The organism is Microbispora sp. CA-102843, assembly GCF_050936215.1.
Classification (GTDB): Bacteria; Actinomycetota; Actinomycetes; order Streptosporangiales; family Streptosporangiaceae; genus Microbispora.
In genome coordinates this window covers 4,285,199-4,305,450 of sequence record NZ_JBNJNF010000001.1, presented here as the reverse complement: position 1 = coordinate 4,305,450, position 20,252 = coordinate 4,285,199, and the positions used below count along the sequence as shown (strand labels likewise).

Below are 20,252 nucleotides of genomic sequence, written 5' to 3'. Positions count from 1 at the left end.
CAAACGCTCTTCACGTCGCGCGTTCCTTCAGCCAGCGGGCGATCTCGGTGTGGTCGGCGCGAGGCGGTAGATCATCCGTGGCCTGCGCCCAGAGGTCCACCACGCCTTCGCCAAGGCTGGTGGGCAGCCCGAGGCCACGAGCCAACTGCGTCGCTATCTTGGCGTCTTTCAGCATCAGCCGGGCCTCGAACCCCGAGTCGTACCTTTCCGACGCGATGAATTGGGGCCACTTCACCTCACTGGACCCGCTCCTCCCGCTGGAGCCGTTGAAGACCTCCAGAATGGTCGCCGGGGCGATCCCCAGGCGTTCCCCGATGAGGACCGCCTCGCTGGTGATCCACAGATGTGTCGCGGATAGGAGGTTGTTCAGCGCCTTGACGGCGTGCCCGGCACCGACGGGTCCCACAGGGATGACCTTCCCCAGGGAGGCAAGCAGCGGGCGGCAGGATTCGACCCACACCGGCTCGCCACCGACCATGATCGTCAGTGACCCGGACTCCGCACCGCGTACACCACCCGACACCGGAGCGTCGAGAAAGTGCACGCCGATCCCAGCCAGGTCCCCGGCATTCCGCTGGGAGGCCAGGGGCTCCGACGAACTCATGTCGATGACCGTCGTCCCCGCGCGCAGCGCACCCGCCGCGCACAATTCGCCGAGCACCCTGTCGACGATCGGGGTGCTGGGCAGCATCAGGACCGTGACCGCCGCGGTCGCGGCTGCTTCCGCGGCGCTCTGGTGCGCGATCCCGCCGCCTGCGGCCAGCCGATCGCGCGCCTCCGCGTCGACGTCGAACCCATGTACGACGTGCCCCGCCTTCAACCAGCGCTCAGCCATGGGCATGCCCATGTTGCCGAGACCGATCAGGGCGAGGTCATCGCGGTCACCGCTCATCGGCGCGGCTCTCGGCGATGACGCGTTCGGCGACTCTGAAGGACTCCAGCGCCGCGGGCACGCCGACGTAAACGGCCGCCTGCAGCAGCACCGCCTGAATCTCCTCTCTGGTGACGCCGTTACTGAGCGCGCCACGCACGTGAACGCCCAGTTCATGGGAGCGGTTGAGCGCTGTCAGCATGGCGAGGTTGATCAGACTCCGCGTGCGTCGAGGAAGCGTGTCATCGGTCCAGATGGAACCCCAGCAGTACTCGGTCACCAGCTCTTGGATAGGGCGGGCGAAATCCGAGGTCTGTTCCAGGGAACGTTCGACATGGGCGGCCCCGAGCACCTCCCGCCGCACCCTGAGCCCGGCCTCATAGGTTTCCTTACGCGTCCCGTCCAACATCGCATTCCTCCCTTGTCTTGTGGATGCTTGATCTCTTTCGCAACTGGCGGATGCTCTACGCTCGACTTTCGAGGCGCCACTCGCTGGGATAATCGATGATCTACATAATTCGGATCAACCCAGTTCAGAGCCGCACCTTGCGTTATGTGACGCTTGGTGGCCACCGTCAGCTCGTCGGCGAAAACCAGGAGGCTAGAGTCACAGCATCGGTGCTCCTGTCATTCGCCGATGGCGCCCAGGGCCACATGGCCCTTGAGCAGGTTGCGTGCGATGGTCCGGCGCTGGATCTCGTCGGTGCCCTCGTAGATGCGGAGCACCCGCAGCTCGCGGTACCAGCGTTCGATGGGCAGTTCCTTCGTGTACCCGATGCCGCCGTGAATCTGCAGGACGCGGTCGACGACCTGATTGGCCATCACCGCGCCGGTGAGCTTCGCGATCGACGTGGCGTGCCGGGCGTCGAGCCCGCGTTCGGCTCGCCACGCGGCATGCAGCGTCAACCACTTCGTCGACTCGATCTCAATCTGGCTGTCGGCGATCTGCCACTGGATCGCCTGATACTCCGCGATCGGGTACCCCATAGACTCACGCACCGTCGCGTAGTCGAGCGCCATCCCGAGCAGCCGCTCGGCCGCTCCGACCGCGCGGGCCGGGATGACGTAGCGACCTTGCCCGATCCACTGCATGGCCAGTGCGAACCCGTCGCCGACCTCGCCAAGGACCTGTGTGTCGGCCACCCGCACGTCGTCGAAGTACAGCGACGCCGGGCCCCACTCCCCCATCGTCGGGATGGGCGAGGACGTCCAGCCCGCCTCCCGGTCGACGAGGAATGCCGTGACGCCCCCATCCGCTCCCCGCTGTGGGTCGGTGACGGCGAAGACGATGCAGAAGTCGGCCTCATGCCCTCCGCTGATGAACGTCTTCTCGCCGCTGATCACCCAGTCGCCGCCGTCGCGGCGGGCACGCGTACGGATGTTGCGCGCGTCCGAACCCGCGCCCGGCTCCGTGATCGCGAAGCAGGAGCGGCGCTCACCCGCGATCGTGGGCAGCAGGTAGGTACGCTGCTGCTCCGGGGTCGCGGCGAAGAGGATATTGTCGGCGCTCCCGCCGAACCGGAACGGGACGAACGTGCGGCCCAGCTCCATCTCCAGCACGACGTTCATCACCGGGCCGAGCGCGATCCCGCCATACTCCTCTGGCGTGGTGAGGCCCCAGAAGCCGGCGCGGCGCGCCTTCTGCTGCAGCTCTCGCAGCGCGCCAGGCTCCAGCCCCGGCCGCGCGGCGCGCTCGTTGCGCAGCACGGTCTCCTCCAGAGGCAGCACCTCGCGGGTGATGAAGGCCCGAACCGTGTCGCGGACCTGCCGCTGCTCCTCCGACAGTGAGAAGTCGATCACGCCGTCACGCTGGCTCGGCCGCGGTCGATCACCACGGTGCCGTCGTCGGTCCGGGTACGGAACAGCACTTCGCCGGTTCCGGTGTCCCAGATGGCGACGGTCAACGCCTGGCCCGGCACCACGGTGGCGGTGAATCGCCCGTACATGCCGGTGAGGCGGGCCGGGTCGCCACCCGCGGCCTCGTGCAGCAGCGCCCGGCCTGTCACACCGTACGTGCACAGCCCGTGCAGGATCGGCTTGCCGAACCCGCCCCGCGCCGCGAACGCCGGATCGGAGTGCAGCGGGTTGCGATCGCCCGACAGCCGGTACAGCAGCGCCTGCTCCGGTCGGGTCTCGTAGGTGACCGTGCGGTCCGGGTCACGCTCCGGCGCCGCCCAGTCGTCCGACGGCCCACGCTCGCCGCCGAAGCCGCCCTCGCCGCGGATGAACACCGCGCTGCGGCTGGTGGCCAGCGGCGCGCCGTCCTCCAGAACCGCCGTGGACTCGACGACGACCAGCGCGCCCTTGCCCTTGTCGTAGACGCCCGTCACCCGCGCTGTGGCCGTCACCGTGCCCTCGATCGGCACCGGGCGATGCAGCGTGAACGCCTGCTCGGCGTGTACGAGCTTGGCCGGGTCGAAGTCACCGAAGGACGGAGCCGGGGCCTGCGCGAGCAGCACGGCGAACGTTGGGAGCACCCGCTGGGGCAGATCCTCGCTGTTCTCCGTGGTGAACGCCAACTCCTGGGTGGGCTCGCCGAGCCCCGCGCCCACACCCACGGCGTAGAGCAGAGCGTCCTTCGAGGTCCAGGAACGCGTGCGCGGCTCACCCTCGCGTCCGGCGGCGGTGGGATCAATCGGCATGTAAGGCATCCTCCTCAGGAATGTCGATGAGGGAGCGGCGGCAGGTGCGAAGCGGCCCGGCGGCACCTCGCATCCGCGGCTCCTCAATCACGCGGCGCTTGTCGGCCGGCGGGCAACGTGTCCGGAACCGGCAGCCGCTGGGCGGGTTGACCGGCCGTGGCGTCTCCCCCGGTGGCCGGATCGTCTTGCCCGGCCCCGGACGCGTACTGTCCCGCCCACCGGCGGTCCGCCTTGCCGGCCGGCGTCCGGACGATCTCGGCGGCGAACAGGACCCGGCTCGGCTTCTTGTAGCCCGCCAAATGCGCGCGCACGTGCTCGATGAGATCTTCCTCCGAGACCGCCGCGCCCTCCTTCAGCACCACGATCGCGTTCGGCGTCTGGCCCCACCGTGGATGCGGCACGCCGACCACCACCGCGTCCGCCACCGCCGGATGCAGGATCAGAACCTCCTCGACCTCCTCAGCGTGGATCTTCTCGCCGCCGCTGTTGATCACGCTGCTCGCCCGCCCCAGCAGGGTGAGCGTGCCGTCGAGGTCGAGGAGGGCACGGTCACCTGGAACCGCGTACCGCACCCCGTCGAGGACGCGGAACGTGTGGGCGGAGGTGACGGGGTCCCCGAGGTAGCCGATGGGCATCCGGCCGGGCGCGGCGAGCAGCCCCACCTCACCGGAGCCGGGCACGACGTCGCGGCCGTCCTCGTTGATCACGCGGGCGCCGGGCGCCAACAGGAACCGGGAGGTCCGCGGGTCGTCGCCGCGGATCGTCGTCACGACCCCGTACGGCCCACCCTCGGTGGAGGCGATGACGTCGACGAGTTGGACGTCGGCGTGGGCGAGCAGGGCACGCTTGTTACCGGCACTCCACCGCATCCCGGCGCTGCGAATCACCCGCAGGCTGGACAGGTCGTACGGTGTGCCGTGTTCGGCCGCGCGGTCCAGTTCCTTCAGCATCAGGGCGCTGAGCACGTCACCGCTGATCACGATGTCCGTCACCCTGTACCGCACGACCGTCTCCCACAACTCCCTGGCGGAGAATGAGGCGCCCGGCAGCAACGCCACCGCGCCACCGATCGCCAGGCCGCCGAGCGCGGCGAACAAGCCGGTGCCGTGCATCAGCGGCGACGCCGGGATGACGGTCGGACGCGTGCCGGAGCGGCCGACCTCCACCGCGATGCGCAAGGCGTCGGCGAGGGTCTCCGGCGGCTCGTAGCCGCGCCTGCGGTACTCGCCGGCGGCGATTCCCATGATCTCGCCCTGCCGCCACAGCGCACCCTTGGGCTTGCCGGTGGTTCCGCCCGTGTACAGGATCATCTGGTCGTCGGCGCTGCGGCGCTCGCGGGGCAGGGGCGTCGCGGCGGCGAGCGCGGACTCGTATCCGGTGAAACCGGCGACGGCCGCCTTCTCCCGGTCTCCGTCCGGGACGGCGACGCGAGCCATCGTGGCCGGTGTCCCCTCGGCCGCCTCGACGGCCGCCGGGATGACGGAGGAGCCTACGACGATTCCGCGCGCGGCGGAGTCCACCAGCAGGTGGTGCAGTTCGGCCGCGCGGTAGCGCACGTTGAGGTTGACCGGCGCGAGGCCGGCCTTGAAAAGCGCGAACAGCACCTCGATGTGCTCCACCGAGTTACGCAGCCCGACGGCCACCCTGTCGCCGGGCACGAGGCCCGTGGAGAGCAGGTGACCGGCGAACCTGGACGCCCGCTCGTCGATCTCCCGCCAGGTCCGCACCCGGTCGCCACACGAGACGGACGGCAGGTCGCCGAGTTCGTCGGCGAGGCCGTTCCAGAGGTCGGCGAGCCCGTGGCCGCTCATCGAGCCGCCTGCGCGGTCAGGCCGAGCAGCTCGGCGGCGTTGTCCTTCAATATCAGGCTGCGGGTCTCGTCGTCGAAACCGAGCTTGTCGAACTCCAGGAGCCACCTGGCCGCCGTGATGGCGGGGTAGTCGGAGCCGAACAGGACCTTGCGCTTGAGCAGCGTACGCGCGTACTGGATCAGGTTGGCCGGGAAGTACTTCGGCAACCAGCCGGACAGGTCGATGAAGACGTTCGGCTTGTGCCCGGCGATCGACAGTGCCTCGTCCTGCCAGGGGAATGACGGGTGCGCCAGGATGATCTTCAGGTCGGGGAAGTCCACCGCCACGTCGTCCACATGCAACGGGTTGGAGTACTTGAGCCGAACGCCCCCGCCGCCGCGCTGCCCCGCGCCGACGCCGGTCTGCCCGCTGTGGAACAGCGCCACGAGCCCCGCCTCCTGGGCGGCCTCGTAGATCGGGTAGACGCCACGGTCGTCCGGGAAGAACTCCTGGGTATTGGGATGGAACTTGAGCCCCTTGACCGGGTATTCGGCGGCCAGCCTGTGCACCTCTTTCGCCGCGGCGCGTCCGCCGTGCGGGTCAACCGAGCAGAACGGGATGATCACATCGGGGAACAGTGCGGCCTGTTGGCAGATCTCGTCATTGGAGACCCGCTGCTCCTTTCCGCTGGCCCAGGCCGTGTTGACGGGGAAGGCCACGCACATCATGCGCTGCTCGGCGTAGTGCCGGGCGAGGTCGGGCACGGTCGGCACGATCGACGGCGCGCCGAAGTAGTCGGCAAGGACCTTGTTGCCCTCGTTCGCGACGGGCATGGGCTCAGAGACAGAGGCGAGCGCGTGAGTGTGCACGTCGATCGCCACGACAGAGTCGAGTGCCTTTGCGGTCACGCTCCCACCCCTGAAACGCGCGGGAACGGCCGTTCGCGGTCTCCGTCGATCACCTGCACCGATCCTCTCTTCAATATGCGGTCAGTCTGTTCATGTACTGCACATCCTCTTCGGGTTGCCAGAAAAGTCAAGGGTTTCGCATGCACTTGCCGGGCCCGGGGATACTCCCGTAGCTTGCGTAATGCGAACAGTGTGTCTGCTATGTGAACAGTCGGAGGTGGGGAATGACATCCCTGGACGGCCGCGTGGCCATCGTCACCGGAGCCGGCCGCGGCCTCGGCCGCGAGCACGCTCTGGCACTCGCCGCTCGCGGCGCGAGCGTGATCGTCAACGACCTCGGCGTGGCGGGGGACGGCAGCGGCGCGAGCCTCGCGCCTGCCGAGGAGGTCGCCGCCCACATCCGTGACCACCTGGGCGGGCGCGCCGTCGTCAACGGCGACGACATCGCGGAGGAGGCGGGCGCCGAAGGTGTGATCGCGCAGGCGCTAGCCGAGTTCGGCCGGCTGGACATCGTGGTCAACAACGCGGGGATCACCCGCGACCGGGTGCTCGTGAACATGAGCTACGACGAGTGGGACTCGGTCGTGCGGGTTCACCTGCGGGGCACCTTCGGGGTCAGCCGCGCGGCGGCCCGGCACTGGCGCCAAGTCGCCAAGGGCGGCGGGACCAACGACGCGCGCATCATTAACACCACATCGCCGTCGGGGTTGTTCGGCAACGGCGGGCAGACGAACTACGGTGCTGCCAAGGGCGGGATCGCCACCTTCACCCTGGCCGCGGCCCGCGAGTTGGTGCGGTACGGGGTGACGGTAAACGCGATCTCCCCGGTCGCGCGGACCCGCATGACCGAGGGGCTGCCCGGGCAGGTCACGCCGGTCGAGGGCGAGTTCGACCGGATGCATCCCGGCAACGTCTCCCCGCTGGTGGTGTGGCTGGCGAGCGCCGGGTCCGCGCACGTTAACGGACGGGTGTTCGCCATCGTGGGCGGGCGGCTGAGCGTCGCACAGGGCTGGCAGGCCGGGCCGGCGCTGGACAGGGAGGAGCGCTGGGATCCGGACGAGCTCGGCGCGGCCGTGTCCGAACTCCTCACTGCCGCCGGCCCCCTCCCCAACCCGAACGGCCGTCTGCCGGCCACCTCCTGACCAAACGGGCGGCCTACCGCCGGCGGCCCGCATCTGGTCACGCCTGCTGGCGAATGGCCGCACAGCGGTCATACCCTGATAGCAGGCCATCACGTCGTGATGGGCACTATCCAACTGCAGTGGTCATATACCGGCCATGTGCCGCTTCCGGGCGACCGGTGACCGGTATGCTTCGCGCCGTACAACAAGGTAATGCGGGGGACGTTCCGTGGGTCTCGAGAGCGGCGGTTTCGATGCAGGCCTCTGACGAGCTGGGCCATGCCGACATTCAGGCGGTCACCAGACTCAGCCGGATCCTCGGGCTGTTCAATGTCGACCGCACCGAGCTGGTCACGGTCGACGTCGCCTCCGCGCTCGGTCTCAACCGCACCACGACCCACCGCTATCTGACCTCGATGACCACGGTCGGGCTACTGGAGCCCGGCAGCAGGAACTCCAGCTTCGTCGTCGGCCCGCTGGCAACGAAGCTGGGTGCGATGGCCACCGGGTCGGCGGGCGTGCTCGCCATCGCGCCGCGACCCATGGCCGCGCTCAGCGACGAGCTGCGCGCCACGGTTACGCTCAGCCTGTGGGCCTCGACGGGGCCGATGGTGGTCCACGTGGCGGAGCCGCGGATCGCCGAGGCGGTCCTCACGGTGCGGTTGGGTACGGTGCTGTCCGTGGACGCCGCACAGGGTGTCCTTTTCGCCGCGTTCCTCCCGCGTGAGGCCACGCGCATCGACGCCCAACGCGAACGGCTCCGCCCCGCGGCGCGGGCGGCGTTCGACGAGCACGTAGAGGAGGCGCGGCGTACCGGCCTGTCGGTGGTGCGCCACCGTGACGTCGGCGTCGTCGCCGTCGCGGCGCCCGTCTTCGACGCCACCGGCCTCTGCGCCTCGCTCGCGGTCGTCGGACTCGGGGGCACCACGACCGACGCCGCGGTACCTGAGCGCTCCCGCCGCGTCCGCGAGACCGCCGACCAGCTAACCGCGGACCTCGGCGGCGAGGTCCGCGAATTCCGCCTCGGCATCTCCTGACCCGATTCCGTCATGTGATCTCCGCGCGTCCTCCTCGGCATCGCCGCACACGCGCCCCCGCCACGTACGCCCCGTTTCGCGCCGCGCATGGCGTCGGTCCGCGCGGTCGTGCCCCCTCATAAAAGGGCGCGACGGATCCTCGGGTGAAGACCTTGTGCCGTGCGCCGGTGCCGCATACGCTGCCCCCATCCTAATTTGAACATGCTGTTCACAATATGGACGATATTGTAGAGGAGAGCGCCATGATTCGACGTTCGCCCGCTATCGCCGGCTCACGATCGATGGCCGCCGGACGGCATGCCACCCCCCGTCCGCGCCACGCCGACCCGGTGCGCTCATGAGCCTCACCGCCATCGCCCGCCGGCTCGCCGCCGGCCTCCTCGTCCTCTGGCTCGTCTCCGTGATGGCGTTCCTGATGGTGCGCCTGATCCCCGGCGATCCTGCCAGGACCGCAGCCGGCGAGAACGCGACCGCCGCCCAGGTCGAGGTCATCCGCACGCAGCTCGGGCTCGACCAGCCCCTGCTCACCCAGTACGTGCGCTGGCTCTCCCAGGTGGTGCGGGGAGACCTCGGCACCTCGCTGACCTCGCCGCGGCCCGTGGCCCAGTCGATCCTCGACGCGCTGCCCCCCACCCTGTCGATCGCGCTCACCGCTCTGCTGCTGGCGGTCGTGATCGGTGTCGGCACGGGCGTGATCGCGGGTCTGAACCGGGGAACCTGGCTGGACCGGGCGGTGAGCACGATGACGACCATCGGGATCGCCGTCCCCGGCTTCTGGGTGGCGATGCTGCTCATCTCGATCTTCGCGATGAAGCTCCGCCTCCTCCCCGCAACCGGCTACACCGCGCTCAGCGACGGCTTCGGTCCGTGGCTCCAGCACATCCTCCTGCCCGGCTTCGCCCTGGCGCTGGCCACCGCGGCGCAGATCGCCAGGCAGGCGCGCGGCGCCGTCGCCGACGTCATGGCCGAGCCCTACGTGCGCACCGCACGCGCGCGCGGCGCCTGGGGAGCACTGCTGGTACGCCGACACGTGTTACGCAACGCCGCGATCCCCGTCATCACCGTAATCGGCCTGCAAGCCGGCCACCTGCTGGGCGGCGTGATCATCGTCGAGGCCGTCTCCGGTGTCAGCGGGATCGGCACGCTGGCGCTCCGCGCCGTCCAGGACCGCGACTACACGATGATCCAGGGGTACGTCCTGCTGGCCGCGGTCGTGATGGTCTCCATCAACCTGATCGTCGACGTGGCCTATCAATGGGTCAACCCGAAGGTGCGTACATCGTGACTACCTCGCCGGACGCGGCGGTCCAGCAAGCCCCGATCGTCGCCGGCACCCCGCAGACGCCCGCCCGGTCCCCCCTGCGGGAGATCTCGCGCGCGTTCCTGCGCAGCCCGGCCAGCTTGACCGCCATCCTCTTCCTGCTCCTACTCCTGTTCCTCGCGGTCGGGGCGCAGTTCGTGGTCCCGTTCGACCCCGTCGCGCAGAATCTCGGCGACCGCTTCGCCGGGCCGAGCCTGACCCACCTGCTCGGCACCGACGAGTTCGGTCGCGACGTCCTCAGCCGCATGATGACCGCCTCGCGGATCGCCCTGCTCGCCCCGTTGATCGCGATCGTGACGGCCGCCGTCCTGGGCCTGCCGATCGCGCTCCTCGCCGCCTTGCGCCGCGGCCTGGTCGACGCGACGGCCGGCCGCCTCGCCGACGCGGTGATGAGCCTGCCCGCGCTGGCCCTGTCCATGGCTATCATCGCCATCCTCGGCCCGGGGCTGGTCAACTCAATGATCGCGGTCGGAATCGCCTTCGCGCCGAGTCTGTTCCGCGTCGTGCGCGGCGCCGCTCTCGCCACCTCGCGCGAAACCTTCATGGAGTCGGCGGAATCGATCGGCTGCTCAACCAATCGCATGCTGTGGGTGCACCTCCTGCCCAATGTCGCGGCGCCGCTGCTCGTCCAGGTCACGACCCTGATGGGCGTCGCTCTGCTCGCCGAGGCGAGCCTGAGCTTCATCGGACTGGGAGTCCAGCCCCCCGACACCAGTTGGGGATCAATGCTCTCCGCGGCCTATCAGAACCAGTTCCGCGACCCGTTCGGCGCGGTCGCCCCTGGCACCGCACTGGCCCTGACCGTGCTCGCCTTCAACGTGCTGGGCGACACCCTGCGCGATGTCATCACCACCGGGAGGCACTCGTGACGAACGGGAACGGCGCCGAGCCGGTCCTGTCGGTGCGCGGGCTCGTCATCGACTTCACCGGCCGCCCTGGCCAGCGCGCCCTCGTACAGGACGTCGACTTCGACGTAAGCAGAGGCCAGTCGGTCGCGCTGATTGGAGAGTCCGGCTGCGGCAAGACGCTCACCTCGCTGGCTGTCCTCGGCCTGCTGCCCCCGCGCATGCGAGTGGCCGCCGGTTCGATCACGCTCGGCGGAGTGGACGTGCTGAGCGCCGGCGAACACGCGCTGCGCAACCTCAGGGGCCGTACGATCGGCGCCATCTTCCAAGAGCCGATGAGCAGCCTGAACCCGACGATGACCGTGGGCGACCAGATCGGCGAGTCCCGCAGATTGCACCTCGGCGAGTCGCGCCGCGCCGCGCGCGCGATGGCCACGGAACTGCTGGACCGGGTGGGGATCCCGAACGCGGCAGTGCGCGCCCGTGCGTACCCGCACGAGATGAGCGGTGGCATGCAGCAGCGAGTGATGATCGCCGCCGCGATCGCGTGTGAACCGGCGATGGTGCTGGCCGACGAGCCGACCACTGCGCTCGACGCCACCGTGCAGGCCGACATCCTGAAACTGCTGGAGGACCTGCAACGCGACCTCGGGCTCGGGATCTTGTTCGTCACCCACGACCTCGGAGTCGTCGCCGACTTCTGCGCGGACGTCGTCGTCATGTACGCCGGGCACGTCGTCGAACGCGCCTCGGCCAAGGAGCTGTTCCACGCGCCCCGGCACCCGTACACCGAGGCCCTCCTCGGGGCGGTGCCACAGGCCGGCCGCGCGCGGACGATGCTGAACGTCATCCCGGGCCGCGTCCCTGCCAGCGGTGCACTTCCGTCCGGCTGCCGGTTCCGGCCACGGTGCTCCTACGCCGAGCCGTGCTGCGCTGAGCAGCAGCACGGCGCCGTGAACGATGACGCCCACTTCACGTTCTGCGACCGGGTCGCGGCCGGCGAACTGGTGCTAGGGAGCCGCACATGAGCATGCCGAAGACCGATGCGACGCCCACGCCGGGCGGGGCCACTCCGGAGAGCGACCCCGTCGTGCGGGCCAGGGCTCTGGTCAAGACGTTTCCGATCAAGCGGAACCCGCTGGGGCGTACGGTCCAGCGGCTGCACGCCGTAGAGCGTGTGGACCTCACCGTTTACGCCGGCCAGACGCTGGGCATCGTCGGCGAGTCCGGGTCCGGCAAGAGCACCGTCGGCAGGGTCATCGCCCGATTGCTCACCCCCGACTCCGGTACGGTCGAGATCGGCGGGCACGACTTGACCAAGGCTCGCGGCCGACAACTGTGGCGGGCCCGCGCCAACGTACAGATGATCTTCCAGAATCCGTTCGCGGCGCTCGACCCCACTAAGACGATCGGGCACGCCGTCGCCGAGCCCCTCCTCGTACACGGGCGGTGCCGCCGCCGGGACATGTACCAGCGGGCGGCGGAGTTGCTCGAACGGGCGGCTCTGGACCCGGCCCTCGTCGATCGTTATCCGGGCCAGCTCTCCGGCGGCCAACGGCAGCGGGTCTGCATCGCCAGGGCGCTGGCGCTGTCACCCAGGCTCCTGGTCGCGGACGAGCCGACCTCGGCGCTTGACCTGTCGACCCGCTCGGAGATCCTCAACCTGCTGCTGCGGCTACAGGAAGACACCGGCCAGGCGATGATCCTCATCTCGCACGATGTCACGACGATCAAGCACCTGTCGCACCGCGTGGCTGTCATGTACCTCGGCCGCGTCGTGGAGGAGGGGGCGGTCAGCGAGCTGATCGGCTCGCCGCGGCATCCCTACACCCAGGCCCTGCTGTCCGCGGTGCCGGAGCCGGACCCGATGACCCAGCGCCGCCGTACCAGGATCGTGCTGACGGGAGATTCGCCGAGCCCGATCGATCTGCCGTCCGGCTGCCGGTTCCGCACGCGCTGCCCGATCGCGACCGAGGAGTGCGCGGTGCTCGACCCGCCGCTGATCGCCGTCGGTAAGGACCACCGCGTCGCCTGCATCCACCGCGGCGGCGCCTAGCCTAGGTCGCGCCATCGATGTGATCTCACTTCGCGATCATGCTGGGGCGTGATCCACCGGTCTGAGCCGACCAATGACGAGCGGGAGAAACGCCAGCCGTTTCTCCCGCCTGTCCGACTCCCGATCACGCGCAGGGCGCCGACCCGCGATCCGTCAACCCTCGCGAAACTTCCGGCCGCGACCACTGAGGGCGGTGCGGAGGATCGGCTCCAGGTCGGCGGCCACTCGGGGACCGTACGCTTCGCGCAAACGGGTGACGCCGGCGTCCGCGGTGATCGTCCATTCCTGGGCGCCGTCACTCTCCAGGGCCAGAGTGGCGATGAGCGAGCCGAGCTGGGCGGCGCGCTCCACCGGCAGGCCGAGGTCAACCCCGGTGAGGAAGCCGCACCGGAAGGCGTCGCCGCCGCCCGTCGGGTCCTTGATCTCGCGTGCGGGCACGGCGGCGACCCGGACCTGGGTTCCGTCCCGGTCAGTGACGCGCACGCCGTCGCCCGCCAGTGTGGTGACGCACAGCTCGACCCGCTTAGCCACGTCCGCCGCGGTCCACCTGGTTTTCCGCAGTAGGAGTTCCCATTCGTACTCGTTGGTGAACAGGTACTTCGCGCCGTCGACCAGCGCGCGGCACCGCTCGCCGTCCACCCGGGCGATCTGCTGGGAGGGGTCGGCGGCGAACGGGATGTCGAGCCGTCGCGACTCCTCGGTGTGCGCGATCATCGCGTCCGGATCGTTGGCGCCGACGATCACCAGGCCGATCCGGTGCGAGCGTACGAGCGGGGCGAGTGAGATCGTCCGCGCCTGGGCCATGGCACCGGTGTAGAACGAGGCGATCTGGCACTGGTCGTCGTCGGTCGTGCAGGTGAAACGAGGGGTGTGCGCGGAGGCCACGGTCAGGACGCCGGCGCAGTCCACGCCGTGCCTTTCCAGCCATTCGCGGTAGCCATCGAAGTCGCGGCCGACAGCGCCGACGAGCACCGGCCGCCGGCCCAGCACCCCCAGGCCGAAGGCGATGTTCGCCCCCACGCCGCCACGATGCACGACGAGGTCATCAACCAGGAAGCTGAGCGAGAGGCGGTCGAGCTGCCCGGGGACCAGCTGCTCGCTGAAACGCCCGGGAAAGCGCATGAGGTGGTCGGTGGCGATCGACCCGGTCACGGCGATCGTTGCGGGGAGCATGGTCTCTCCTGGGCATGCCGGGCCACCGGGGGCGGCCGATAAGTCGTCCGGAGCGCCCGAGGGCGGGCGATGGGGCGTTCGGGCCGCCCCCGTGGCGGGGGTGGGAAGAAGCTAGAAGACGACGGTGGTGCGGCCGTTGACGAGCACCCGGTCCGCGCAGTGCCAGGCCACGGCGCGGGCCAGCACGGTCCGCTCGATGTCCGCACCTCGCCGGGCCAACTCCGCGGTGGTCTCCTGGTGCGAGACCCGCACCACGTCCTGCTCGATGATCGGGCCCTCGTCGAGGTCCTCGGTGGCGTAGTGCGCGGTGGCGCCGATCAGCTTCACCCCGCGCCTCTTGGCCTGCTCGTACGGTCCCGCGCCGGCGAAGGCGGGCAGGAACGAGTGATGGATGTTGATCACTGGAACCCCGGCGCGCCCCAGGAAATCGCCCGAGAGGATCTGCATGTAACGCGCCAGCACCACCAGATCGACCCGGCCGCGCAGCAGGCTCAGCTGCCGCTCTTCGGCCTCCGGCTTGGTCGCTTTGGTGATCGGGACGTGCTCGAACCGTACGCCGAAGGAGGTCACGTCCTTCTCCAGGTCGGGATGGTTGGAGACCACCATCGCGATCTCCATCGGCAGCTCGCCGCGGCGTGCCCGCCACAGCAGGTCAAGCAGGCAGTGGTCATACTTGGAGACGAACAGCGCGGCCCGGGTGGGCACCGACGCGTCCCGCAACCTGAACCGCGCGCCCAGCATGGGCGCCACCTGCTCGGCGAAGGCGGCCTCCAGGCCGACCAGCCGGTCGCGCAGTTCGGCCAGGTGGAACTCGATACGCAGGAAGAACCGCCCGCCAGCGGCCCCAGTGGAGTACTGGTCGGACTGCACGATGTTGGCCCCGCGCTCGTGCAGGAATGTGGTGATCATGGCGACGATGCCCGGTCCATCCGCGCACGACACGGTGAGGCGGCCGACGTCGCGGAGGGAACCGTCATAGCTCGCCATGCCGGACGTGGGGAGGCCGCCCTCAGACATGTTCCGGCATCGCGTCGGCGGACAGGCCCGCGGCCGAGCGTAGCTCGCCGGCCCGGTCGGTCCGCTCCCAGGGCAGATCCAGGTCGTTGCGCCCGAAGTGGCCATACGCCGCGGTGGGCACGTAGATGGGCCGGTGCAGGCCCAGGTAGTCCCGGAACGCCGCCGGGCGCAGGTCGAAGTACTCCTCGACCAGCTTGCGGATCAGTTCCGGGGCGACCCGCTCGGTGCCGAAGGTGTCGATCAGCAACGAAATCGGCCGCGCCACGCCGATTGCGTACGCGACCTGGATCTCGGCGCGCCGGGCGAGGCCGGCGGCCACCACGTTCTTGGCCACGTGCCGGACGGCGTATGCCGCCGAGCGGTCCACCTTGGACGGGTCCTTGCCGGAGAACGCGCCCCCGCCATGCCGGGCGTACCCGCCGTACGTGTCAACGATGATCTTGCGGCCGGTGAGGCCCGCGTCGCCCACCGGCCCACCGACCACGAAGCGCCCGGTCGGGTTGACGAGCAGACTCGCGCGCAGATCGTCCGAGTCGTAGAAGTCAGCCGGCAGCACCTCGCTGACCACGTGCCGCCACACGCCCTCGCGGATCTGCTCCGCTGTCGCCTCTTCGGCGTGCTGGGTGGAGACCAGCACCCGTTCGACTCCGACCGGCACGCCGTTCTGGTAGCGGACGGTCACCTGGGTCTTTCCGTCCGGCCGCAGGTAGTCCATGGTGCCGTCCTTGCGGACCGTGGCGAGCCGCCGGGAAAGCCGGTGCGCGAGCGCGATCGGCATCGGCATCAACTCGGGCGTCTCATCGGTGGCGTAGCCGAACATCATGCCCTGGTCACCGGCTCCGGTGCGGTCCAGCTCGTCCTGGGAGAGCCGGTCGCGGTGCTCGCGCGCCTGGTCGACGCCGCGCGCTATGTCGGGGGACTGCCCGTCCAGGGCGACCAGCACCGCGCAGGTCTTGCCGTCGAAGCCCAGGCGCCCGTCGTCGTAGCCGATGCCTGTGACGGTGTCCCGGACGATGCGCAGGTAGTCCAGCCGTGCGGAGGTGGTGATCTCGCCGGCCAGCACGACCATGCCGGTGGTGACCAAGGTCTCGCAGGCCACCCGGGAGTGCGGGTCGCCGCTCAGCGCGGCATCCAGGACCGCGTCGGAGATGGCGTCGGCCACCTTATCCGGGTGTCCCTCGGTCACCGACTCGGAGGTGAACAGGTAGTCGGTGGATACCAACGGTGACATCGATCGGGCTCCTTACGCCATGGATTCGGTCGGGATGGGCACGGGGGAAAGCGCGTCGAGTTCGCGCCGTACGGTCGCCGCGCCCTGGACCATCGCGGCGAGCTTGGCCCGCGCGACGGCCCCGGACAGGTTGCGCAGCCCGCAGTCGGGGCTGACGATGAGTCGCTCGGCGGGCACCAGCCGCAGGGCGTCGCGAATGCGGGAGGCGACCAGTTCGGGGGACTCCACCTCCGCGCTCTTCACGTCCAGCACGCCGATGCCGAGGTCGCGGTCCCAGGACGTGGCCACGACCGGCAGGTCCTCCTGCCCCTTGCGGGCGAACTCCAGCACCAGCTGGTCCACCGTGGTGTCCAGCACGGCGGGGAACAGGAAGTCGTAGTGGCCCTCCCACAGCGGACGGGCGTACCGGTTGCCGTAGCAGACGTGCAGTGCCCAGGTGACGTCCACGCCCTCGGTCACGATGTTGATCGCCTCGACCGCGGTCCGCACCAGCTCGGGATGGCCGGCCAGGAACGGCTCGTCGATCTGCAGCAGTTCGGCCCCGCACGCGGCCAGCGCGCGGGCGTCGGCGTTCAGGGTGCGGGCGATCGCCAGCACCAGGTCGCGGCGGTCCGCGTACACCTCATCCTGCACGCGGTGGGCCAGCGAGAACGGCCCGGTGAAGGAGAACTTGATGGGCGCGGAGGTCTGCGTGGCCGTGAAGGCGAAGTCCCGCGCGAGCCCGAGCGGCGACGACTCCGGCAGCGGGGCGGTCAGCTTGGGGTCGTAGTAGTCGAAGTAGAAGTCCTTGGGCGTCTCGGCGATCTCGATGCCCGGCATTCTGGCCAGGAAGTAGTCGATGTCGTTGTCCCTGCGCAGTTCCCCGTCGGACACGATGTCGATGCCGGCCAGCTCCTGGTCCCGCAGTGCCGCCTTGATCGCCATCTCGTGCATGTCGGTCAGGTGCGCCAAGCTCATCCGGCCCCGGTAGTAGTCGGTCTTGAGCCGCTCCATCCACTCCGGAACCGGATAGGAGCCGACCACGGTGGTCGGCAGAACCGGGACGCGGGCCATCACCGCTCCGCGAGCCATGTCAGTCCCCCACCTGAGCCGTCAGCGTCACGATGTTCCCGCCGCCCGTGTGCCGGAAGGGGGTGAACCGCACGTCGAAGCCCATACGGCGGCCGACGTGCGCGAGCAGCGGCCCGTTGACCCAATTCACCACTGAGCCGTCGTACTTTCCGGGGCCGCGGAAGCCGGTCCGGTAGCCCTGCACGTCGGTCACGAACAGGTCGTGGCAGACCAGCATGCCGAACGGGTGCAGCAGGGTCAGACTGTCCACGAACCCGGCCAGCGCGCCGTTGCTCACATGCATCCGGATGTCACCGCCGGACTCCAGCAGCGGGCGCAGCATCTCCCCGCTGACCGACGGCGCGAGCGCGTACAGGTCGAGCGCGCCGAGCGGCACGTATCGCTCCTTCAGCCGCAGCATCGACCAGGTGCGCCGCCAGAAGTCCACCGCCGCCGCGACGCCGGGGAAAAGCTCCGGCGTGGCGGCGGCGAGCCCGTCCGGGCCAAGCCGCAGCAGTTCACCCACCAGGGCGGGAATCTCGACGGGACTCGCCGACAACGCCGCGGCCAGCTCCGCCGCCCCCGTCGCGGGCAGGCAGGCCCGCGTCTCGACCCGGTACGTCCGCCCGGCAAGGTGCGCGACCTCGTCCGTCGGCAGGTTGTCGTAGACGTTGGAGACGTAGACCAGGAACACCCTTCCGCGCAGGAAGCCGAGGACGTCGCACGGGCGGCTGGCCTCCGCCACGTACGAGGCGACTCGCGCGGCGTGGCCGGCCACGTTCTCCCGGGCCAGGTCCAGGACGTGCTGGGAGTAGTCGCACATCAGGTAGCGCAGCCGGTCGTAGTACCCCCGGCCGTGCACGTGGTCGAGGTCGCGGAACACGTCCAGGAACACCCGGGCCTGGTTGCCGTTGCCGACGCCGAGCTCGACCACGTACAGCTCCTCGGGCAACGCGCCGGTGTCGGCCAGCCGATCCCAGACCGCGAACAGATCGCGGATCACATCGGCGGCGGCGTCCCGGTTGCGGGCGTCGCTCCGCCCGCCGGGCAGCGCCTGCTCGTACTCCTGGCCGGATGCCTCCTCCCAGCTCCGCAGTGCCGACCAGTACATCGTGTTGAAGTCCCAGATGCGGCTCTCCCGGGTCGGCCCCCAGTCCTCCAGGAAGACCACGTCGCCCGCCTTCTCGCGGAGCCGTTCCGCGGTCAGCTCACGGAGCGGCAGACCCGCGCCGCGTCGTACGTCCACGGCGACCTCGAAGGCGTCGTCGCCGGGCGCGGCACGGGACAGGATCGGCCGGACGTCCACGACGTCGCGGAAGTTCTCCCGGTACTGCACCCAGTCGTAGACCAGGCGTACCCGGGCCAGGTCCGCGCGCTCCTCGCCGAGCGCCTCCAGCACGGGTGACACCGAGCCGGTGATGTCTCGTGGTACGCGGTCCCGCAGCCTGGCGTGCGGCCGGAAGTCAACGATCAAGATGACTGCCCCTTCCTGGTTGTGGTGGCGGTCGCGGCGCGCATCGCGGGGCCGACTTCGGCGCGCCGTACGATGTCGGGCACCCCGCCTTCGAAGCCGAAGGCCATCACGTGTACACCGGCGACGCCCGGGATGCGGGTGAGCCGCTGGATCGTCTCCACACACAGGTCGATGCCGACCTCGGCCACCCGGCCGGCCGGGGCAGCGCGCAGCCGCCGCTCCACGTCGTCCGGCACGACGATCCCGGGCACCCCGCCGCGCATGAACTCCAGGGCGCGTAGCGACCGGATCGGCCCGACGCCCGCGATCACCGCGCAGCGGTCGGTCACCCCGAGCGCGCGCAGCTCCGCCATCCAGCGCTCGAACACCGCGATGTCGAAGACGAACTGGGTCTGCACGAACTCGGCGCCGGCGGCAACCTTCTTGGCCAGCCTGCGGGCCCGGAAGCCGAGAGGCGGAGCGAACGGGTTCTCCACGCTGCCGATCAGCCAGCCGGGGCGGGTCCCGATCTTCCGGCCGGACATCATCACGCCCTCGTCGCGCATGGCACGGGCCGTCGCGGTCAGCTGTACTCCGTCGAGGTCGAACACCGGCATGGCGCCGGGGTGATCGCCGAACTTCGGATGGTCGCCGGTCAGCGCCAGGACGTTGGGGATGCCCAGGGCGCCGGCCGCCAGCAGGTCGGCCTGCAGCGCGAGGCGGTTGCGGTCCCGGCAGGTGAGCTGCATCACCGGCTCGACGCCGGCTCGCAGGGCCAGGACGCTCGCGGCCAGGCTGGACATGTGGACCGTGGCGCCCTGGTTGTCGGTGATGTTGGCCGCGTCCACCCAGCCGCGCAGCAGGGCGGCCTTGCGCTCGATCGCCTCCGGGTCGGCGTCCTTGGGCGGCTCGATCTCGGCGGTGACCACGAACCGGCCGGAGGCCAGCGCCTCGCGAAGCCCGCCAGGAGCGGTCCCGTTCATCGCGCCACCGGCTCGTCATCTGGGCGCGGATCCGCCCACAGACCCTCGTCGCGGCCCTGCCAGTAGTTCGCCCAGGAGCTGCTGCCCCACCGCCGGTGGTCCACCGGGCGGTGCAGCATGTCCAGGTCGGCGCCGTGGGAGGCCTCCTCGGCCCGCTCGACCGCGGTCACCCACACGCAGCGCATGCCGGGGTGCACCTCGCACCGCCCGTCGGCCGACACACCGCCGCACGGCCCGTTGCGCAGTTGCTTCGGGCAGGTCATCGGACAGGTGTAGCCGGTGGCCGGCAGCGCGCACTGGCCGCACATCCGGCAGCCGAACAGTGCACTCTTGCTTACCCGCTCCCCCGTGGTGAACCAGCCGTAGAGGCGAGGATGACGTTCGAGCCGGCCGGCGAACGCGCGGTAGAACGCGTTCGCCCCGAGCACGTTGTGCATCGCGTACGCCATGCGGGCGGTCAGGCGGGGACGGAACGGCCTGGGCCAGGCGCCGGAGGCGGAGGCGGAGGCGGAGGCGGAAATATCGTTGGACATAATCAGGCCCCTGGTCGCGGCATATCGATGATTGTCTTCTCGATTTCGCATGACGCCGTTGTTCGTCACCTCTCGCAGCCTCGCACCAAAGGGCAGCGATGTCTTCGGGACGTGAACCAATACGAGGGCCAGTACGTTGTATCCACGCACAACTCACCTTCTCTGGCCCTGAACGGGTGATATGCGTGGCGGAGGACAGTCATCTGAGCTGGACGACAAAA

General features: G+C 69.9%; 19 protein-coding genes. 6 read left to right on the top strand and 13 right to left on the bottom strand.

Annotation, left to right across the window (positions count from 1 at the left end; genetic code table 11):
• Positions 1 to 10 precede the first annotated feature (10 nt).
• The 6 genes from ACQEVJ_RS19880 to ACQEVJ_RS19855 all read right to left on the bottom strand — a co-directional run bounded on the left by ACQEVJ_RS19880 (position 11) and on the right by ACQEVJ_RS19855 (position 6,211).
• Entirely contained in the window at positions 11 to 892 is an 882-nt protein-coding gene (locus tag ACQEVJ_RS19880) for an NAD(P)-dependent oxidoreductase (RefSeq protein ID WP_433103069.1), read from the bottom strand.
• Positions 882 to 1,280, bottom strand: a complete 399-nt coding sequence (gene pcaC / locus ACQEVJ_RS19875; RefSeq protein ID WP_433103067.1) for a 4-carboxymuconolactone decarboxylase — start codon at positions 1,278 to 1,280, stop codon at positions 882 to 884. Before pcaC ends, ACQEVJ_RS19880 begins: the two co-directional genes overlap by 11 nt.
• A 218-nt stretch (positions 1,281 to 1,498) precedes the next feature.
• Positions 1,499 to 2,671 carry an acyl-CoA dehydrogenase family protein gene (locus tag ACQEVJ_RS19870; protein ID WP_433103065.1) on the bottom strand — a complete coding sequence of 391 codons (1,173 nt, stop codon included), beginning with the start codon at positions 2,669 to 2,671 and terminating at the stop codon, positions 1,499 to 1,501.
• Complete coding sequence (locus tag ACQEVJ_RS19865; RefSeq protein WP_433103063.1) at positions 2,668 to 3,513, bottom strand: MaoC/PaaZ C-terminal domain-containing protein; 846 nt, start codon at positions 3,511 to 3,513, stop codon at positions 2,668 to 2,670. Before ACQEVJ_RS19865 ends, ACQEVJ_RS19870 begins: the two co-directional genes overlap by 4 nt.
• Before the next feature lie 83 nt (positions 3,514 to 3,596).
• A complete protein-coding gene (locus tag ACQEVJ_RS19860) occupies positions 3,597 to 5,324 on the bottom strand; it encodes an AMP-binding protein (protein ID WP_433103061.1) in 1,728 nt (575 codons plus the stop codon).
• On the bottom strand, positions 5,321 to 6,211 hold the full coding sequence (locus ACQEVJ_RS19855; protein ID WP_433103059.1) for an amidohydrolase family protein: 891 nt from the start codon (positions 6,209 to 6,211) through the stop codon (positions 5,321 to 5,323). Before ACQEVJ_RS19855 ends, ACQEVJ_RS19860 begins: the two co-directional genes overlap by 4 nt.
• 224 nt (positions 6,212 to 6,435) lie before the next feature.
• On the opposite strand from ACQEVJ_RS19855, the gene ACQEVJ_RS19850 reads away from it, so the two are divergent.
• The 6 genes from ACQEVJ_RS19850 (at position 6,436) to ACQEVJ_RS19825 (ending at position 12,591) form a co-directional block, all read left to right on the top strand.
• The gene (locus tag ACQEVJ_RS19850; RefSeq protein WP_433103057.1) at positions 6,436 to 7,353 is read left to right on the top strand and encodes an SDR family oxidoreductase; all 918 of its coding nucleotides are present in this window, start codon (positions 6,436 to 6,438) and stop codon (positions 7,351 to 7,353) included.
• Positions 7,354 to 7,586: 233 nt separating this feature from the next.
• A complete protein-coding gene (locus ACQEVJ_RS19845) occupies positions 7,587 to 8,369 on the top strand; it encodes an IclR family transcriptional regulator domain-containing protein (RefSeq protein ID WP_433103055.1) in 783 nt (260 codons plus the stop codon).
• A gap of 337 nt (positions 8,370 to 8,706) precedes the next feature.
• Complete coding sequence (locus ACQEVJ_RS19840) at positions 8,707 to 9,654, top strand: ABC transporter permease (protein WP_433103053.1); 948 nt, start codon at positions 8,707 to 8,709, stop codon at positions 9,652 to 9,654.
• Positions 9,624 to 10,559: an ABC transporter permease gene (locus ACQEVJ_RS19835; protein WP_433103051.1), complete on the top strand. Its 936-nt coding sequence runs from the start codon at positions 9,624 to 9,626 to the stop codon at positions 10,557 to 10,559. The genes ACQEVJ_RS19840 and ACQEVJ_RS19835 overlap by 31 nt, the downstream gene beginning before the upstream one ends.
• A complete protein-coding gene (locus ACQEVJ_RS19830; RefSeq protein WP_433103049.1) occupies positions 10,556 to 11,563 on the top strand; it encodes an ABC transporter ATP-binding protein in 1,008 nt (335 codons plus the stop codon). Before ACQEVJ_RS19835 ends, ACQEVJ_RS19830 begins: the two co-directional genes overlap by 4 nt.
• Positions 11,560 to 12,591 carry an ABC transporter ATP-binding protein gene (locus tag ACQEVJ_RS19825; protein ID WP_433103047.1) on the top strand — a complete coding sequence of 344 codons (1,032 nt, stop codon included), beginning with the start codon at positions 11,560 to 11,562 and terminating at the stop codon, positions 12,589 to 12,591. The genes ACQEVJ_RS19830 and ACQEVJ_RS19825 overlap by 4 nt, the downstream gene beginning before the upstream one ends.
• A gap of 153 nt (positions 12,592 to 12,744) precedes the next feature.
• Here ACQEVJ_RS19825 and ACQEVJ_RS19820 read toward each other — a convergent pair whose 3' ends face one another.
• The 7 genes from ACQEVJ_RS19820 to ACQEVJ_RS19790 form a co-directional block, all read right to left on the bottom strand.
• Positions 12,745 to 13,764, bottom strand: a complete 1,020-nt coding sequence (locus ACQEVJ_RS19820) for a carbohydrate kinase family protein (RefSeq protein WP_433103045.1) — start codon at positions 13,762 to 13,764, stop codon at positions 12,745 to 12,747.
• A gap of 111 nt (positions 13,765 to 13,875) precedes the next feature.
• Positions 13,876 to 14,751, bottom strand: coding sequence for a formyltetrahydrofolate deformylase (gene purU / locus ACQEVJ_RS19815; protein ID WP_433103043.1), 876 nt, complete (start codon positions 14,749 to 14,751; stop codon positions 13,876 to 13,878).
• Positions 14,752 to 14,773: 22 nt separating this feature from the next.
• A complete protein-coding gene (gene metK / locus ACQEVJ_RS19810; RefSeq protein ID WP_433103041.1) occupies positions 14,774 to 16,012 on the bottom strand; it encodes a methionine adenosyltransferase in 1,239 nt (412 codons plus the stop codon).
• A 12-nt stretch (positions 16,013 to 16,024) separates the two neighbouring features.
• Positions 16,025 to 17,083, bottom strand: coding sequence for a hypothetical protein (locus ACQEVJ_RS19805; RefSeq protein WP_433103040.1), 1,059 nt, complete (start codon positions 17,081 to 17,083; stop codon positions 16,025 to 16,027).
• Position 17,084: 1 nt separating this feature from the next.
• On the bottom strand, positions 17,085 to 18,536 hold the full coding sequence (locus tag ACQEVJ_RS19800) for a class I SAM-dependent methyltransferase (protein ID WP_433103039.1): 1,452 nt from the start codon (positions 18,534 to 18,536) through the stop codon (positions 17,085 to 17,087).
• Positions 18,533 to 19,498 (bottom strand): methylenetetrahydrofolate reductase, encoded by a 966-nt coding sequence (locus ACQEVJ_RS19795; RefSeq protein ID WP_433103037.1) that lies wholly within the window; start codon positions 19,496 to 19,498, stop codon positions 18,533 to 18,535. Before ACQEVJ_RS19795 ends, ACQEVJ_RS19800 begins: the two co-directional genes overlap by 4 nt.
• Positions 19,495 to 20,031 (bottom strand): methylenetetrahydrofolate reductase C-terminal domain-containing protein, encoded by a 537-nt coding sequence (locus ACQEVJ_RS19790; protein WP_433103035.1) that lies wholly within the window; start codon positions 20,029 to 20,031, stop codon positions 19,495 to 19,497. The genes ACQEVJ_RS19795 and ACQEVJ_RS19790 overlap by 4 nt, the downstream gene beginning before the upstream one ends.
• Positions 20,032 to 20,252 lie beyond the last annotated feature (221 nt).